This is a genomic window from Lentzea kristufekii (assembly GCF_033949925.1).
Lineage (GTDB): Bacteria > Actinomycetota > Actinomycetes > Mycobacteriales > Pseudonocardiaceae > Lentzea > Lentzea kristufekii.
In genome coordinates this window covers 41,085-56,694 of record NZ_JAXAVV010000021.1, presented here as the reverse complement: position 1 = coordinate 56,694, position 15,610 = coordinate 41,085, and the positions used below count along the sequence as shown (strand labels likewise).

The following is a 15,610-nucleotide window of genomic DNA, read 5'->3' as shown; positions in this document are numbered from 1 at the left end:
CGTGCGCTGGTGCAGTTGCCGTGGAGAGCCGCGCCCAGGGCCGCGCTGTCGAGCCCGCTCACGTTGCTCGTGAGCATCGCGACGACGTTGCTGCTGGGCTTCGTGGTGGCCGCGGCCGCCCTGCACTCCTCCGCCGCGGGCAGCGCCGCTCTCGCCTACCAGCAGAGCCGGATGTGCCCGCACTCCGTGCATCCCTCGCTGGACGGGGACGGGATGCCGCTGGCAGCGGCCGCCGAGATGGCGGCGCGCAGCGACCTGGGCGCGGCCTACACGCCCATCGGCCGGCCCGACTTCAACGGGCTCGCGACCTACGGCCGCTTCGGCTATCGGCCAGACGCTCTGTCTCATCTGACCGCGGTCCAGGGCGGTGGCACCGGGTTGTGGGTGCCGCAGACGATCGCCACCGCCGCGAAGGTGCGCGTCGGTGATCGGCTGACGGGGTCGTCACTGGTGGTGAGCGCGATCTATGCCGATCTGACGCAGCCGGTGTCCGGGTGGTGGTGCTCCGAGGCGAAGCACGTCGTGCCGAACCCGCTGGGCGGTGACGGCGCCAGCACCTCGGTGATCTGGGTGGCACAGGCCTCCGACCTCGCGGCGCTGCCGCCGGAGTTCACGGGGTATGCGTCCGTGTCGCTGCGCTTCCCGGTCGAGCCGCCGGCGACACTCGCCGAGGCAGAGGCGTTGCGGGACAACGGCAACGCGCGGCTGGCGGCGCTCGGGCTGTCGTTGACGCGGACTGATCTGCTGTCCGGCGCCGTCGCGGCGGCACGGACCTCGGAGCGCAACGTCTCCTCCTCGCTGCTGCCGTTGGTGATCATCAGCGTGCTGGTCGGGCTCGCGGGCGTGGGCACCGTGACCGTGCAGTGGGCGCAGCGGCGGCACTCCGAACTGAGGTTGCTGTGGGTGCGCGGCGCGAGTCCCCTGGCGCTGGGCCTGCGCGGCGTGCTGGAGCTGGGGTTGCCGCTGGTGCTGGGCGGCGTGCTCGGACTGGTGGCCGCACGGCTGCTGCTGCCGTTGTACGCGCCGGGTGTCGTGCTGGCTCCCGGAACGCTCTGGGTGGCGCTGGGGTTCGTGCTGGCCGTGGTCGTGCTGAGCCTCGCCGTGACGGTGCTGGTGGCGTCCTGGCGCGCGCACCGGACGTTCCAGCGGCAGGCCCGTTCGCGGCGGCTCGGGCTGGTGCCGTGGGAACTGGTCGTCGCCGGGCTGGCCGTGCTCGCGTGGGTTCGCCTGTCCCACAACGGGTTGGGCACGTCGTTGAAGCCCGGCTCGCTGCCGCGCGTCGACGTGGCCGCACTCGCGTTCCCCCTGCTCGTCGTGCTGGCGGCGGCATTGCTCGCGACCCGGCTGCTGCGCTGGTCGCTGGGGTGGTCCCACCACGTGCAGTGGTGGCGGGTCCCGGCCGCCCAGCTCGCGTTGCGCCGGCTGGCCGCCGCCGTCGGACCGGTGACCGGCGTGCTGCTCGTGGGCGTGCTGGCGGTCGGCACCATCGCCGTCGGCAGCGCGGTGGCGGGGGCGCAGCAGTCGGCGCTGGACTCCAAGTCGGGTGTGTTCGTCGGCGCGAACAGCACGGTCCAGGTGTCGCAGGACATCGCGCTCGGCCGGGTCGCGCTGCCCTCGTCGTTGCGGGGCAACACGACTCTGGTCGGGGTGAGCACGGGCGCACTGGTCGTGGACCCCGCGACGTTCACCGACGCCGCCGTGCTGAACGACGCCGCCGAGGTGCGCTCGCTGCTCTCGGGCCTGAAGCGCACCGGTGAGGTCGCGCCCGCCCTGCGCATCGGCCGCTCGGCGAACCAGGAGATCCAGATCGCCGGCCTGCCGCTGCTCAGGCCCGTGGCGGCGCTGCCGTCGTTCCCGAAGCTCGGCACCCGCGGGTACGTCGTCGCCCGCGACTCGGTGCCCGCCGTCGAGCAGGTGGGCTCGTGGCACCTGTGGTCGACGCTTCCGTTGTCCGCCTTGACCTCCGCGCTGCAGGCCGACGGCATCCACTACACGAACGTCGCCGACCGCGCCCGCGTCCTCGACGGCCTGCCGTTCCTGACCGTCGAGTGGACCTTCGGCTTCGTGGCGGCGATCGGCGTCGTCCTGGCCGTGGTCGCCGCCGTGGCGCTGCTGCTGGCCGTCGAGGTCCGCCGCCGCCAGAACGCCGTGTCCGGCGCCCTGTCGACGCGCATGGGCATGCGCCCGTCCGTGCTGTGGTCGAGCCATCTCCTGGAGGTGGGCGCGCTGGCGTTGCTGGCCGTGGGGATCGGCGTGGTGGCATCGTTCGTGAGCGCCGGGGCGGCCGTACCGCGCCTGGACCCCGCTCCCTGGCTGAACCCGGCGCCGATGCTGCCGGACCTGCTGCCGCTGCTGGGGTCGATGGTGGCGTGCGGCACCCTGGTGGTCGTCGTGGCGGCTTGGCTTGCTTTGCGCGGTGTGCGCACCGCGCGGATGGGAGAACTGCTCAGGTGATCCGTGCTTGTGGCGTAGGGGTGTCCTACGGTTCCGTGCACGCCGTCACGGACGTGTCGCTGTCGATCGCGCCCGGCCTCACCGTCCTGTCCGGACCGTCCGGCTCCGGCAAGTCGACCCTGCTGCGCGTCCTGTCGCTGGTCGAACGCCCTTCCGTCGGCGAGGTGTACGTCCACGACGTGCCGACCTCGTCGTTGTCGTGGTCGGAGCTGCGGGTGTTGCGGAGCAAGGAGATCGCGGTCGTCTTCCAGAACCCGGCCGACAACCTGATCTCGCACCTGACCGTGGGCGAGAACCTGCGCGCGGCCGGTGCCGCGGACCACTCCCGGCTCGACCGGCTCGGACTGGGCGGGTCCGCGACCTGGCGGATCGGCGCGCTGTCCGGTGGCCAGCAACAACGTCTGGCGTTCGGGTGCGCGCTCGCCCGCGGCGCCTCGGTCGTGGTGGCCGACGAACCGACCTCGCAGCTCGACGCGCGGTCGGCCGATCTCGTGCTGGAGACGCTCGGTTCGCTGCCGGTGCCGGCCGTGGTGGCGTCGCACGACCCGCGGCTGGTGGCGCTGGCGGACCTGTGCGTACCGCTGGCCGCGTCGTGATCCGGGCGGCCGGGGTGCACCGGGCCTTCGGCGGGGTGTCCGTGCTGCGCGGGGTGGACCTGGCGGTCTCCTCGGGCGAGCTGGTGACCCTGAGCGGGCCGTCCGGGTCCGGCAAGACCGCGCTGCTGTCCCTGTTGTGCGGGTTCGACTTCCCCGACAGCGGGTCGGTGTCGCCCGGACTCGCCTCGTGGTCCGCGTGTGCCGTGCTGCCGCAGTCGCTCGGGCTGGCCTCCGAGCTGACGCTGGAGGAGAACGTCGCCCTGCCGTTGCGGCTGGCGGGCCGGGACGTGGCCGGCGTCGCGGAGTTGCTGACCGAGCTGGGGATCTCTCGACTGGGGTCGCGGTATCCGGGGCAGGTCTCGTTCGGGCAGCAGCAGCGGGCGGCGCTGGCCCGGGCCGTGGTGGCACGGCCTTCGGCGTTGCTCGCCGACGAGCCCACCGCGCACCTGGACGCCGCCAGCGCCGAGGCCGCGGTCGGGCTGCTGCGGCGGGTCGCGGACGAAGGTGCAGCGGTGCTGATCGCCACCCATCACGACGCCGTGCACGCCGTCGCCGACCGGGTGCTCGTGCTCGCCGACGGACAGGTCCGCTGACGGCTTCCGGCTGGTGCTGCGGCGGGTTCTCCCCACCGCAGCAAGCAGGCCTGTGTCAGACCGCGGGCGGCCTGTCCTCGTACGGCGTCGACAGCACGACGGTCGTCCTCGTCGACACGTTCGCCGACTCCCGGATCTTCTGCAGCAGCTCCTCCAGCGCGACCGGCGAGCCGACGCGGACGCGCAGGACGTAGGAGGCGTCGCCCGCCACCGAGTAGCAGGCCTCGATCTCCGGCAGGTGTTCGAGGCGCTTCGGGTAGTCGTCCGGCTCGGCCGGGTTGATCGGGAACAGCGAGATGAACGCGGACATCGGCAGGCCGATCTCGGCGCCGTCCAGCCGGGCCGCGTAGCCCTTCACGATGCCGCGCTGTTCGAGGCGCTTCACGCGCTGGTGCACGGCCGAGACGGACAGGCCCACGCGTTCGGCGAGGTCGGTGAAGCTGCACCGGCCGTCCGAGGCGAGTTCCTTCAGTATCGCTCTGTCGATCTGCTCGAGGGTCAAAGCACCACCAGGTCGTGAGGTCGGTTGTTGAAGGACTCGACGCCGTCCGGGGTGGCGACCACGATGTCCTCGATGCGGGCGCCCCAGCGGCCGGGCAGGTAGATGCCGGGCTCCACGCTGAACGCCATGCCGGCTTCGAGCGGCAGCGAGTTGCCGCTCACGATGTAGGGCTCCTCGTGCACGTCCAGGCCGATGCCGTGGCCGGTGCGGTGGACGAAGAACTCGCCGAACCCGGCGTCGGCGATGACGCTGCGGGCGGCGGCGTCCACCTCTTCACAGGTGACGCCCGGCTTCACGGCGTCCACCGCGGCCTGTTGCGCGGCCTGCAGGACGGCGTAGGTGTCCCGGACGTCGTCGTAGGCGGGCTCGCCCATCACGTACGTGCGGGTCGAGTCGGAGTTGTAGCCCTCGGCGACCGGGCCGCCGATGTCGATGACCACGACGTCGCCCGCCTCGACCACGCGGTCGGAGTCGCGGTGGTGCGGGGACGCGCCGTTCGGGCCGGAGCCGACGATCACGAAGTCGGCGACGGTGTGGCCCTCTTCGACGATCGCCAGCGCGATGTCGTGCGCGACCTCGCGTTCGGTGCGGCCCACGCGCAGGAACTCGCCCATGCGCGCGTGCACGCGGTCGATCGCGGCGCCCGCCTTGCGCAGCGCGTCGATCTCGGCGGCGTCCTTGCGCATGCGCAGTTCGCGGATGATCGGGCCGGCCAGCGACTGCGTGCCGCCGATCGCCTGGCCGAGCTTGATGGTGTGCAGGGCGGGCATCATGTCCGCCACGGCCGTCCGCGAGCCCTTGAGCGCGGCCTTGACCAGCGCGTACGGGTCCTCGCCGTCGACCCACGTGACGACCTCGACCCCGAGCTCGTCGGTGGGGATCGCCGCGTAACCCGGCTGCTCCAGCTTCGGCACGACCAGCGTCGGCGTGCCGCCCACGGGCAGCGCGAGGCAGGTGAGGCGCTCGAAGGAGTCGCCACCGGCACCGATCAGGTACCGCAGGTCCGAGCCGGGCGAGATGAGGAGGGCGTCGACGCCCGCCTGCTCGGCGGCGGCGGAAGCGCGGTCGAGCCGCGCGCGCAGCGCGGACACGTCGATGGGCCCGGTGATCGTTGCCATGGACCAAAGCCTAGTGCGTGGGTGGCGCTGCCTGCCGGGCGCGTTCGGCACTCGGCGGGACACCTGCTGAGCACGGTGCGCGCCCGGCAGGCGTCAGGAGCCCGCTCACTAGTAGCTTGTTCGTTCGTGAGCTCTCCCCTGGTGCTGCTGGACTCCGCGAGCCTCTACTTCCGGTCGTACTACGCGCTGCCGGACTCGATGACCGCGCCCGACGGCACGCCCGTCAACGCCGTGCGCGGGTTCGTCGACACGATCGCCCGCGTCATCACCGAACGCGGCGCCGCGCGCCTGGTCGCGTGCCTCGACGCCGACTGGCGTCCCGAGTTCCGGGTGAAGGCGCTGCCGTCGTACAAGGCGCACCGGGTCGCCGCGGACGCCACCGACGGCTCGGAGGAGGTCCCGGACACGCTGACGCCGCAGATCCCGATCATCCTCGACGTGCTGGACGCCGCCGGCATCTGCACCGCCGAGGCCGTGGGCCACGAGGCCGACGACGTGATCGGCGCGCTCGCCCACCGCGAGACGAAGTCACCCGTCGAGGTCGTCACCGGTGACCGCGACATGTTCCAGGTCGTGCGCCACGAGCCGACACCGGTGCACGTCGTCTACGTCGGCCGCGGCTGGAACAAGGCAGAGGTCCTCGGCCCCGAGGAACTGGCCGCCAAGTACTCGCTGCCCGTCGAGAACGCGGGCTCGGCGTACGCCGACATGTCCGTGCTGCGCGGCGACCCGTCCGACGGCCTGCCGGGCGTCGCGGGCATCGGCGAGAAGACGGCGGCGAAGCTCATCACCGAGTTCGGCTCGCTCGACGCCGTCCTCAAGGCCGTGACCGACCCGATGGACCGCAAGCTCACCACCAAGGCCCGCAACGCGCTCATCGCGGCCGAGGAGTACCTGGCGGTGGCGCCCGTGGTCGTCCGCACGGCGCTGGACGCCCCGGTCGTGCTGGACCGCGCCGACGAGGTGCCGCGCGTGCCCGCCGACCCCGAGCGGCTGCGTGAGCTCACGCAGCGCTGGGGTCTCGGCAGTTCGGTGCCGCGCCTGGTGAACGCGATGGAGCGTCGTCCTTAGAAGAACGTCGAGCAGAGCGGGGCGACGGGGCCGGCGAACAACGCGTCGGCCTCCGCGAACCGCGAGCCCTCGATCCGCTTGGCGGCCGCGAGGTCGGAGAACCTCGTGTCACCGAGGTAGACGGCTCCGAGCAAGTCGATCGGGATCGTGATGTCGGGCTGCGCCTCGACGCGTTCGGCGCCGTCGGGCGAGACGCGGTAGCAGCCGTCGTTCGCGGGCAGCAGCTTGTCGCGCACCTCGACGACGACGGGGTCGGCGCTGCCGTAGGTGCGGGCGGCGAGCATGCGCGGGACGTCCACGAGTCGCAGCCAGATCTGGTCGTAGACGTCCTTCGTGTACACGACGCGCGGGTCTTCGAAGAGCCAGTGGAGCGGGTCGTCGAGTGCGGCGTCGGCCTCGATCGTGTCGACCAGGTCGAGCCGTGTCAGGTAGATCCAGAGGTCGCGCCACGCGTCGGCGTTGGCGCACGCGAAGTCCTGGATCTCCATGTGGTGCTTGAAGTCCTTGTCCTCGGACACCTTGTAGCAGACGTAGCCGTCGTCGCCGTCTGGTCCACTGTGGACGACGGTGACCCGGTTCTCGGCCTCGGTCTTGCGGTCGAGCGCCCTGGCCCACCAGCCCGGCCAGCGGGAGATCTGTCCCGGCCGGCCCATGCCGACCTCGGCGTGCAGCTCCGGCAGCAGCTTGTCCGAGGTGTCGGGGTCCAGCATCCGCACGCGCCCGGTCGGCGAGCCCGGGATCACGGCCTTGCGCGCGTCGATCCGCAGGAACCGCACGCGTCCGGCCAGGCCGTAGCCGAAACGGCCGTAGATGCGGCCCTCCGACGCGCGCAGCGTCGCGACGGGTTCGGGGAGCGTCGAGAGTTGTTCGCGCATCAAGGCGCTCAGCACGCCACGGCGCGTGTAGTCCGCACGCACACCCACGCGTGACACGGCCGCGTGCGGTACGACGGCGCCACCGGGTACCACCATGGCGCAGGCGTACGACTGGGTCGTGCCGACCATCTCGTCGCCCTCGAACGCCGCCAGCACGCGGCCGGACTCGTAGGACGGCAGCGTCGCCGGCCACTGTTCGTCCGTGGGCGGGCCCCAGTGCATCGCACGGCGGAAGAGCGTGTTGTGGGCGCGGTACTGCGCTTCGTCGGTGAGAACGCGGATCTCCGTCACGCCCGCGATCGTTGCTCAGGCCGACGGCGAACGCACCTCAGTTTCCTGCGAGACGCGGAAGGCGCCCCGCAGGAGATCCTGGGGACGCCTTCCGGGAAGAACAGGGATCAGCCGGTGGGCTGGCCGACCTCGTACTCGCCGTCCTCGGTCTTGACGACGATCTTGACCTTCTTGTCCTTGCCGCCGACCTGCACCTTGCACTCGAACGAGGTGTTGGGCTTGACCTCGTTCTCACCGGTGCACGTCGCCGCGCCGACGTCCGAGATCTTGTACTCGTCCTTCAGGATCTGGACGACGCCCTTCTGGACCTCGGTGTTGTTGAAGATCTTCTTCTTGAAGAAGGCCGGCGACACGAAGCCGGTGAACAGCACGCCGCCCACGAGCAGGACGACGACGACCGCGGCGACCCAGATCGCGGCGCTGGACTTCTTCTTCGGCGGCATCGGCGGGCCGTAACCCGGCTGCTGCCCGTACGGGTTGGGCTGCTGCTGGCCCGGCATGCCGTACTGCTGCGTCTGCTGGCCGTACGGGTCCTGGGCGGGAGTGCCGTACGGGTTCGACTGCGGCTGCTGACCAGGCACGCCGTACTGCTGCGTCTGCTGCTGCGACGGGTCGAAACCCGGGTACGGCTGCTGCTGGCCCGGCTGGGGCTGCGGCGGGCCGTACGGGTTCTGTCCCGGGTTCTGCGCCGGGAAGCCGCCAGACGGCGTGCCGGGAGGGAAACCGCCTCCATAGGGCTGCTGCGGCTGTTGCGGCTGGCCCCAGGGCTGCTGCGGATCGTTCCCTCCGGACGGTCCGTACGGGCTGCTCATCTGTCGACCTCCGTGTGTACGACGTTGCGGCGAAATCCAATCACACCGTTGACGTCAGTCTTTACTCCGACTCGCAAAACCTTCGTCAGGGCTGGGTCACAACTCGGGGTCACATCATCGCCACCACTCCGCGGCGCAGCGCGTCGACGGCCTTGGCCGCGGCCGCGCCGACCGGGTCCTGGCGGCCGACGACGTCGCGGATCTGGTCCAGGAGGTCGATCACCTGGCGGCACCAGCGCACGAAATCGCCCGCGCCGAGCTCGTTGCCACCGGCCTCGGCGGCGATCAGGACCTTCTCCAGCGACTCGCCGCGCGCCCAGCGGTACACCGGCCAGGCGAAGCCGGGGTCGGGCTGGCGGGTGATGCGTTCTAGCTTGTGGCGGCGCTCGTCGTCCTCGATCTCCGCCCACAGCCGCACGGTCTTGAGCATCGCGTCCGCCACCGGGCCCTGCGGCAGGCGTGCCTCGACGGGACCGTCCCGGCGCGCCTCGTAGACCAGCGACGACACGACGGCGGCGAGCTCCTCCGGCTTGAGGCCCTTCCACACGCCGTTGCGGATGCACTCGGCGGCGAGCAGGTCGGACTCGCTGTAGAGCCTGGTCAGCCGCTTGCCGTCGGCGGTGACCTCCTCCGACTCGCTCAGGTAGCCGCGCTCGCGCAGCAACGCGCGGATGCGGTCGAACTGGCGCGCCAGCGAGTGCGTCGTCGCCGCGACCTTGCGCTCCAGCTGCTGGTTCTCGGCCAGCAGCCGGTGGTACCGCTCGCCCCACCGGGCGTGGTCCTCGCGCTGGTCGCAGCCGTGGCACGGGTGGGCGCGCAGGGCGCGGCGCAGCGTCGCGAGCTCGGGGTCGTCGTCCGCGGTGGTCTGCCTGCGGCCCCGCGACGGCACGGTGATGCCCGTGTTGCGGATCGTGGACGCGAGGTCGCGCCGCGACTTGGGCGAGCGCACGTCGACCTGCTTGGGCAGCCGGATGTGGCCCAGCACCTCGACCGGCGACGGGAAGTCCGCCGACGTGAGGCGGCCGGACCAGCGGTCCTCGGTGACGACCAGCGGCTTCGCCTCGCCCATCGGCTCCAGGCCGGGGTCGACGACGACGGCGAGGCCGCTGCGACGCCCGGACGGCACCGCGATCACGTCGCCCTTGCGCAGCCGTTCGAGCGACTTGGCCGTCTCGATGCGGCGCGCGTTCGTGTTCTGCTTCGCGAGCTGCTTCTCCCGGTCGCCGATGCGGCGGCGCAGCGACGCGTACTCCGTGAAGTCGCCCAGGTGGCACGTCATCGACTCGGTGTAGCCCGCGAGCGCCTCCTTGTTGCGCTCGATGCGGCGCGCGAGCCCGACCACGGACCTGTCCGCCTGGAACTGCGCGAACGACTGCTCCAGGATCTCGCGCGCGGACGCGGCACCGAGCTGGTGCACGAGGTTGACGGCCATGTTGTAGCCCGGCCGGAACGACGACCGCAGCGGGTACGTGCGGGTGGACGCGAGCCCGCCGACCGCCTTGGGGTCGATCCCCGGCTGCCAGACGACGACCGCGTGCCCCTCGACGTCGATGCCTCGACGCCCCGCACGGCCCGTGAGCTGCGTGTACTCGCCCGGAGTGAGGTCGACGTGCGCCTCGCCGTTGTACTTCACGAGCTTCTCGAGCACGACCGTCCGCGCGGGCATGTTGATGCCCAGCGCGAGCGTCTCGGTCGCGAACACGACCTTGACCAGCCCGCGGACGAACAGCTCCTCCACCGTCTCCTTGAACGCGGGCAGCAGCCCGGCGTGGTGCGACGCGATGCCGCGCTCCAGCGCCTCGCGCCACTCCCAGTACCCGAGCACCGTCAGGTCGGCCTCGGGCAGGTCCCGCGTCTTCTCGTCGACGATCCGGCGGACCTGCTCGGTCTCCTCCGGCGAGTTGAGCCGCAGCCCCGCCCGCGCCGTCTGCGCGACCGCCGCGTCACAGCCCGCGCGGCTGAACACGAACACGATCGCGGGCAGCAGCGACGCCGCGTCGAGCCGCTGGATCATGTCGATGCGCGACGTCGGCTTGAACCCGCTGTTGCGCGCCGGCCGCCCCGGACCGCCGCCGCGGTTGCGCCCGCGGCTGAACGGCACGTGGTACCGCACGAGCTCCTCGGTCTTGCGCAGCACCTGGGAGTTGATCCGCGCGTGCGTCTGGTCGCCCTCGAACAGGTCGAGCATCTGGTTGCCCACCAGCATGTGCTGCCACAGCGGCACGGGCCGGTGCTCGTCGACCACGACGGAGGTGTCGCCGCGCACCTCGACCAGCCACTCGCCGAACTCCTCGGCGTTGCTGACCGTCGCGGACAGACCGACCACCTGCACGTGCTCCGGCAGGTGCAGGATGACCTCTTCCCACACCGGGCCGCGGAACCGGTCCGCCAGGTAGTGCACCTCGTCCATCACGACGTACGCGAGTCCGTCCAGAGTGGACGAACCCGAGTAGAGCATGTTCCGCAGCACCTCGGTCGTCATGACCACGACCGGTGCGCCGCCGTTCACGCTCGTGTCGCCGGTGAGCAGGCCGATGTTCTCCGGCCCGTACCGCGCGGTGAGGTCGGCGAACTTCTGGTTGCTCAGCGCCTTGATCGGCGTCGTGTAGAAGCACTTGCGGCCCTCGGTCAGCGCGAGGTGCACGGCGAACTCGCCCACCACCGTCTTACCGGCACCGGTGGGGGCGCAGACGAGCACTCCGTGACCGTCCTCCAGGGCCTCGCAGGCCTGGCGCTGGAACGGGTCCAGCTCGAACGAGATCACGGACAGGAAATCGGTCAGCTTGGGCCGCTGGGCGTTGCGCCGGGAGTGGGCGTAGGCCTCGGCCGGGGACCGCGAAGCACTTGACACCCCTCCAGGCTTTCACATCACACCGACAATTGCCGTCGAGATAGATTAACTTCAACCAACACTGAAACGACAGAGGGCGATGTCCTCAGGACATCGCCCTCCACCTGCGGTTTTGTCAGAACGTGCGCTGCACCCGGTCCGCCACCAGCTTGACGAAGCGGGACGGGTCGGCGAGCTCGCCGCCCTCGGCCAGCAGCGCCAGCCCGTGGATCAGCTCCGCGGTGTCGGCCAGCCCGTCGCGTTCGCCGGTCGCGAACGCCTTGTGCAGCCCCTCCACCAGCGGGTGCGACGGGTTGAGCTCCAGGATCCGCTTGATCTTCGGCAGCTCCTGCCCCATCGCCTTGTACATCTTCTCCAGCGTCGGGGTGATGTCGTACGAGTCACCGACGACGCACGCCGGCGAGGTCGTCAGGCGGGACGAGAGGCGGACCTCCTTGACGCTGTCCTCCAGCTGCTCCTTCATCCACGTGAGCAGGTCGGCGAACTCCGCGGCCTTGGCCTCGTTGGCCGACCTCTCCTCGTCGGTCTCCAGGTCCACCTGGCCCTTGGCGACGGACTGCAGCGTCTTGCCGTCGAAGGCGGGGACCGAGTCGACCCACATCTCGTCGATCGTGTCGGTGAGGATCAGCACCTCGTAACCCTTGGCGCGCAACGCTTCCAGGTGCGGCGACTTCTCGACGGACACCCGCGAGTCGCCGGTCATGTAGTAGATGTGCTCCTGGCCGTCCTTCATCCGGGAGACGTACTCGGCCAGCGTGGTGAGCGACTCCGACGACTCCTCCGTGTGCGTCGACGCGAAGGAGCACACCTCCAGGATCGCGTCGCGGTTGTCCGCGTCGGAGAGCAGGCCCTCCTTCAGCGCCGCGCCGACCTCGCGCCACAGCTTCGCGTAGTCGTCCGGGCGCGTGCCCATCAGCGACTTGATCGAGGACAGCACCTTCTTGACCAGGCGGCGGCGCATCAGCTGGATCTGGCGGTCCTGCTGCAGGATCTCGCGCGAGACGTTCAGCGAGAGGTCCGCCGCGTCGACGACGCCCTTCACGAAGCGCAGGTACTCCGGCATCAGCTCGGCGCAGTCCTCCATGATGAAGACGCGCTTCACGTAGAGCTGGACGCCGCGCTTGCCGTCGCGCATGAACAGGTCCATCGGCGCCTGCGAGGGCAGGAACAGCAGCGCCTGGTACTCGAACGTGCCCTCCGCCTGCATGCGGATGGTCTCGAGCGGCGCGTTCCAGTCGTGGCTGATGTGCCGGTAGAACTCGGCGTACTCCTCCTCCGTCACCTCGGAGGCCGGGCGGGCCCACAGGGCCTTGCGCGAGTTGATGTCCTCGCCGCCCAGGCGCACCGGCCAGGTGATGAAGTCCGAGTAGCGCTTGACGATCTCGCGGATCTTCGCCGGCTCGGTGTAGTCCGGCAGGCGGTCCTCGTCGTCGGACGGCTTGAGGTGCAACGTGACCGAGGTGCCCTGCGGCGCGTCGTCCACGTCGTCGATCGTGTACGTGGCCTCTCCGGTCGACTCCCAGCGCACGCCCTTCTCGGCGTGCGGGTACTTCGTCACGAGGGTGACCTTGTCCGCCACCATGAACGACGAGTAGAAGCCGATGCCGAACTGGCCGATCAGGTCGGACGCGCTGCCGGACTGCTGCTCCTTGAGCTGCTTCAGGAACTCCGCGGTGCCCGACTTCGCGATCGTGCCGATGAGCCGGACGACGTCCTCGCGCGTCATGCCGATGCCGTTGTCCCGCACGGTGAGCGTGCGCTCGGCCGGATCGGACTCGATCACGATGTGCAGGTCGTCGACGTCGACCTGCATGTCCTTGTCGCGGAACGACTCCAGCCGCAGCTTGTCGAGCGCGTCGGAGGCGTTCGAGACCAGCTCCCGCAGGAACGTGTCCTTGTTCGAGTAGATCGAGTGGATCATCAGCTGCAGCAGCTGACGCGCCTCGGACTGAAACTCCAGCGTCTCCATGAATCCCTACCGAAAACCGTGAAACGAACCGAACAGCCCCATAATTTAGCGACCCACGACCGTGAGGGCGCCGGGAACCGTGTGAACCGAGATGGGCAACGCCTCCTGGCGTTCGCCGTCGGCGTAAGCGATCCAGCCGTTGCCGCCGGACAGCGAGACCTCGCGCGCGCGGAACGTCCGCACGGCCGGGTGCTCGGTGTGCTTGCCCGTGCGCAACGTGGGCAGCATCCGCATCAGCATCGTGCGGCTGGCGCCCTCGACGACCGTGACGTCGAACAACCCGTCGCCGGCGTCGGCCGTGGGGCACACGGGGATGCCGCCGCCGTAGTTCGCTGTGTTGCCGATCGCGACCAGCGTCGCGTCCAGCTCGAACGTGCCGGACTCGGTGGTCACGACCAGCGGCGCCGGCCTCAGCGACGCGAGCTCCGCGACGATCGCCAGGTCGTAGCGGCGCGGACCGGCGGGCCAGCGCATCGCGTTCGCCCGCTCGTTGACCGCGGAGTCGAACCCGGCGCACAACACCGTGGCGAACCACTGCCCCGTTGACAGCCGCCCGAGGTCGAGCTGCCTGCGGGTGCCGTGCACGACGTCCTCGACCGACTGGGAGCCCACGGCCGCGGCCAGGTCGTTCCCGGTGCCCGCCGGGACGATGCCCAGCGCCGTGGACGTGCCCGCGACCGCCTGGACGCCCAGGTGCGCGGCTCCGTCACCGCCCAGGACGACGAGCAGGTCGACGCCGTCCGCGACGGCCTGGTGCGCCATCGCCAGCGTGCCCTCGGCGTCGTGCGCGACCAGCTGCGTCAACGACGACACGTGCGGCCTCAGCGCCGCGGCGGTCGACCCGGCCATCCGGGCCGCCCGCCCCTTGCCCGACGCGGGGCAGACCAGTAAAGCAGCGCGCGTCACGTGGCGTCGTCGTAGTTCACGCGCTTCGGGGGATCCGCGGCGATGGCCTTCTCGCCGGGGTCGTTGCCCTCCGCGTCGGACGCGACGTAGTTGAACGGCGCCGCCTCGTCGTCGTCGAGCGCGTCCCAGCCCTCGGCCGCGCGGAGCTTCGCCTTGCGCTTGTCGTGCACGCGGGAGATCTGGATCGCCATCTCGAACAGCACCGACAGCGCGATGGCCAGCACGACCATCGAGATCGGGTCGGTGCCCGGGGTCGCGATCGCGGCGAACACGAACAGGCCCATCATCAGGCCGCGCCGCCACTTCGCCAGCCGCTCGTAGGACAGCACGCCCGCACGGTTGAGCATCACCACCACCAGCGGCAGCAGGAAACTCACGCCGAAGATGAACAGCATGGTGATGACGAAGTTGATGTACTTGCTACCGGTGAGCGCCGTGACCCAGTTGTCGCCACCGAAACCGAGCAGGACCTTCAAGCCCTCCGGCACCACCAGGTAGGCGAGCACCGCGCCCGCGACGAACAGCAGCGCGCCGGCGCCGACGAAGACGCGCGCGAACTTGCGTTCCTTCTGGTAGAGGCCGGGCGTGATGAACGCCCAGATCTGGTACAGCCACAACGGGCTGAGCAGCACCGCACCCGCCGCCGCGCCGACCTGCAGCTGCACGAGGAAGATCTCGAACGGCTCGGTCTGCAACAACGCGCACTCACCGTTGTTGGTGATCTTCGCGCGGTACTTCTCCAGGTCCGGCTGGCAGTACGGTCCCGTCAGAATGTCGCCGAGCGACGGGATCGGGCCGAGCCTCACCTGGAACCAGATGAAGCCGAAGATGGCACCCAGGCTGATGACCAGCATCGCGAGACCGAGCCGGTACCTCAGCTCGTAGAGGTGCTCTTTGAGCGACATCGTGCCGTCGGCGTTGCCCCGACGGCGCCTGCCGCGTTCCCGGCGTTCAGCGACCCACCGGAACGGACTTGCCACCGCGTCGACCGTCCTTACAAGTCAGGAGACCGGAAGGTCAGTTGTTCGCCTTGTTCTGGGTGGTCTGCTCGATGGGAGGCGCGACCTGGGGCTGCTGCACCGGCTGCGGCTGGGCGGGCGGGAGCTGCTGGACCGGCTGCTGCACGGGCTGCTGCTGCACCGGCGCGTCGTCCGCGTCCTGGTCGCGCAGGCCCTTGGTCTCAGCCTTGAAGATCTTCGCCGACTTGCCGAGCGAACGGGCCATGTCGGGAAGCTTCTTCGCACCGAACAGCAAGATGATCACCACAGCGATGATGATCAGCTCGGTGGGTCCGAGGTTACCCATTGGTGATCCTCCTGTCTGCCCCGCTACGACGATCGTACGCGGGGTTTGCCCTGGTGCGGGCCTGTTCCTTGGGCCGCCGTCCGGCGATGGCCACCTTCAGCGCCGCGGATCGCGCCTTGAGCAGACCGACGCCGTTGCCGACCCCGTCCCCCACCAGAGTGCGGGCGCGGGCGAATCGACGCAAGGATCGGATGACTCGGATGGCGATCGCGATGAGCGCGATCAGGCCGAGCGCGATCATCGCCAGGGTCGGTGTGGACGGCACAA

General features: G+C 70.5%; 14 protein-coding genes. 4 read left to right on the top strand and 10 right to left on the bottom strand.

The annotated features are described in order from the left end of the window. Positions 1-9 precede the first annotated feature (9 nt). From SK571_RS34095 to SK571_RS34085, 3 genes are read left to right on the top strand one after another with little or no spacing between them, the layout of a single operon-like run. Positions 10-2,454, top strand: coding sequence for an ABC transporter permease (locus SK571_RS34095; RefSeq protein ID WP_319988223.1), 2,445 nt, complete (start codon positions 10-12; stop codon positions 2,452-2,454). A 20-nt stretch (positions 2,455-2,474) separates the two neighbouring features. Beyond that, on the top strand, positions 2,475-3,050 hold the full coding sequence (locus tag SK571_RS34090; protein WP_319988222.1) for an ABC transporter ATP-binding protein: 576 nt from the start codon (positions 2,475-2,477) through the stop codon (positions 3,048-3,050). Further along, positions 3,026-3,643 carry an ATP-binding cassette domain-containing protein gene (locus SK571_RS34085; protein WP_319988221.1) on the top strand — a complete coding sequence of 206 codons (618 nt, stop codon included), beginning with the start codon at positions 3,026-3,028 and terminating at the stop codon, positions 3,641-3,643. The genes SK571_RS34090 and SK571_RS34085 overlap by 25 nt, the downstream gene beginning before the upstream one ends. A gap of 55 nt (positions 3,644-3,698) precedes the next feature. On the opposite strand, the gene SK571_RS34080 is transcribed toward SK571_RS34085, so the two are convergent. Next, the gene (locus SK571_RS34080) at positions 3,699-4,145 is read right to left on the bottom strand and encodes an Lrp/AsnC family transcriptional regulator (protein WP_090070266.1); all 447 of its coding nucleotides are present in this window, start codon (positions 4,143-4,145) and stop codon (positions 3,699-3,701) included. After that, complete coding sequence (locus SK571_RS34075) at positions 4,142-5,263, bottom strand: M24 family metallopeptidase (RefSeq protein WP_319988220.1); 1,122 nt, start codon at positions 5,261-5,263, stop codon at positions 4,142-4,144. Before SK571_RS34075 ends, SK571_RS34080 begins: the two co-directional genes overlap by 4 nt. A 126-nt stretch (positions 5,264-5,389) precedes the next feature. Here SK571_RS34075 and SK571_RS34070 point away from each other — a divergent pair, with 126 nt between their 5' ends. Beyond that, positions 5,390-6,334: a 5'-3' exonuclease gene (locus SK571_RS34070; protein ID WP_319988219.1), complete on the top strand. Its 945-nt coding sequence runs from the start codon at positions 5,390-5,392 to the stop codon at positions 6,332-6,334. Here SK571_RS34070 and SK571_RS34065 read toward each other — a convergent pair. From SK571_RS34065 to SK571_RS34030, 8 genes are all read right to left on the bottom strand, one after another. Beyond that, positions 6,331-7,500 (bottom strand): GNAT family N-acetyltransferase, encoded by a 1,170-nt coding sequence (locus tag SK571_RS34065; RefSeq protein WP_319988218.1) that lies wholly within the window; start codon positions 7,498-7,500, stop codon positions 6,331-6,333. The two genes, SK571_RS34070 and SK571_RS34065, sit on opposite strands and share 4 nt — an antisense overlap. A gap of 107 nt (positions 7,501-7,607) precedes the next feature. After that, entirely contained in the window at positions 7,608-8,312 is a 705-nt protein-coding gene (locus tag SK571_RS34060; protein WP_319988217.1) for a DUF4333 domain-containing protein, read from the bottom strand. A gap of 109 nt (positions 8,313-8,421) precedes the next feature. Continuing rightward, positions 8,422-11,163 carry a DEAD/DEAH box helicase gene (locus SK571_RS34055; protein ID WP_319988216.1) on the bottom strand — a complete coding sequence of 914 codons (2,742 nt, stop codon included), beginning with the start codon at positions 11,161-11,163 and terminating at the stop codon, positions 8,422-8,424. A gap of 115 nt (positions 11,164-11,278) precedes the next feature. Beyond that, positions 11,279-13,132: a molecular chaperone HtpG gene (gene htpG / locus SK571_RS34050; protein WP_319988215.1), complete on the bottom strand. Its 1,854-nt coding sequence runs from the start codon at positions 13,130-13,132 to the stop codon at positions 11,279-11,281. A 45-nt stretch (positions 13,133-13,177) separates the two neighbouring features. After that, positions 13,178-14,038 (bottom strand): diacylglycerol/lipid kinase family protein, encoded by an 861-nt coding sequence (locus SK571_RS34045; RefSeq protein ID WP_319988214.1) that lies wholly within the window; start codon positions 14,036-14,038, stop codon positions 13,178-13,180. Continuing rightward, positions 14,035-14,943 carry a twin-arginine translocase subunit TatC gene (gene tatC, locus SK571_RS34040; protein WP_319988311.1) on the bottom strand — a complete coding sequence of 303 codons (909 nt, stop codon included), beginning with the start codon at positions 14,941-14,943 and terminating at the stop codon, positions 14,035-14,037. The genes SK571_RS34045 and tatC overlap by 4 nt, the downstream gene beginning before the upstream one ends. A gap of 112 nt (positions 14,944-15,055) precedes the next feature. Further along, positions 15,056-15,343 (bottom strand): Sec-independent protein translocase subunit TatA, encoded by a 288-nt coding sequence (gene tatA / locus SK571_RS34035; protein WP_090070250.1) that lies wholly within the window; start codon positions 15,341-15,343, stop codon positions 15,056-15,058. Further along, the gene (locus SK571_RS34030) at positions 15,336-15,608 is read right to left on the bottom strand and encodes a bacteriophage holin (protein ID WP_319988213.1); all 273 of its coding nucleotides are present in this window, start codon (positions 15,606-15,608) and stop codon (positions 15,336-15,338) included. Before SK571_RS34030 ends, tatA begins: the two co-directional genes overlap by 8 nt. Positions 15,609-15,610: the final 2 nt, after the last annotated feature.

Coding starts and splice junctions, on each gene's coding strand:
- SK571_RS34075 (WP_319988220.1), bottom strand. CDS start 5,263: ATGGCAACGATCACCGGGCCCATCGACGTGTCCGCGCTGCGCGCGCGG.
- SK571_RS34060 (WP_319988217.1), bottom strand. CDS start 8,312: ATGAGCAGCCCGTACGGACCGTCCGGAGGGAACGATCCGCAGCAGCCC.
- htpG (WP_319988215.1), bottom strand. CDS start 13,132: ATGGAGACGCTGGAGTTTCAGTCCGAGGCGCGTCAGCTGCTGCAGCTG.
- tatC (WP_319988311.1), bottom strand. CDS start 14,943: ATGTCGCTCAAAGAGCACCTCTACGAGCTGAGGTACCGGCTCGGTCTC.
- tatA (WP_090070250.1), bottom strand. CDS start 15,343: ATGGGTAACCTCGGACCCACCGAGCTGATCATCATCGCTGTGGTGATC.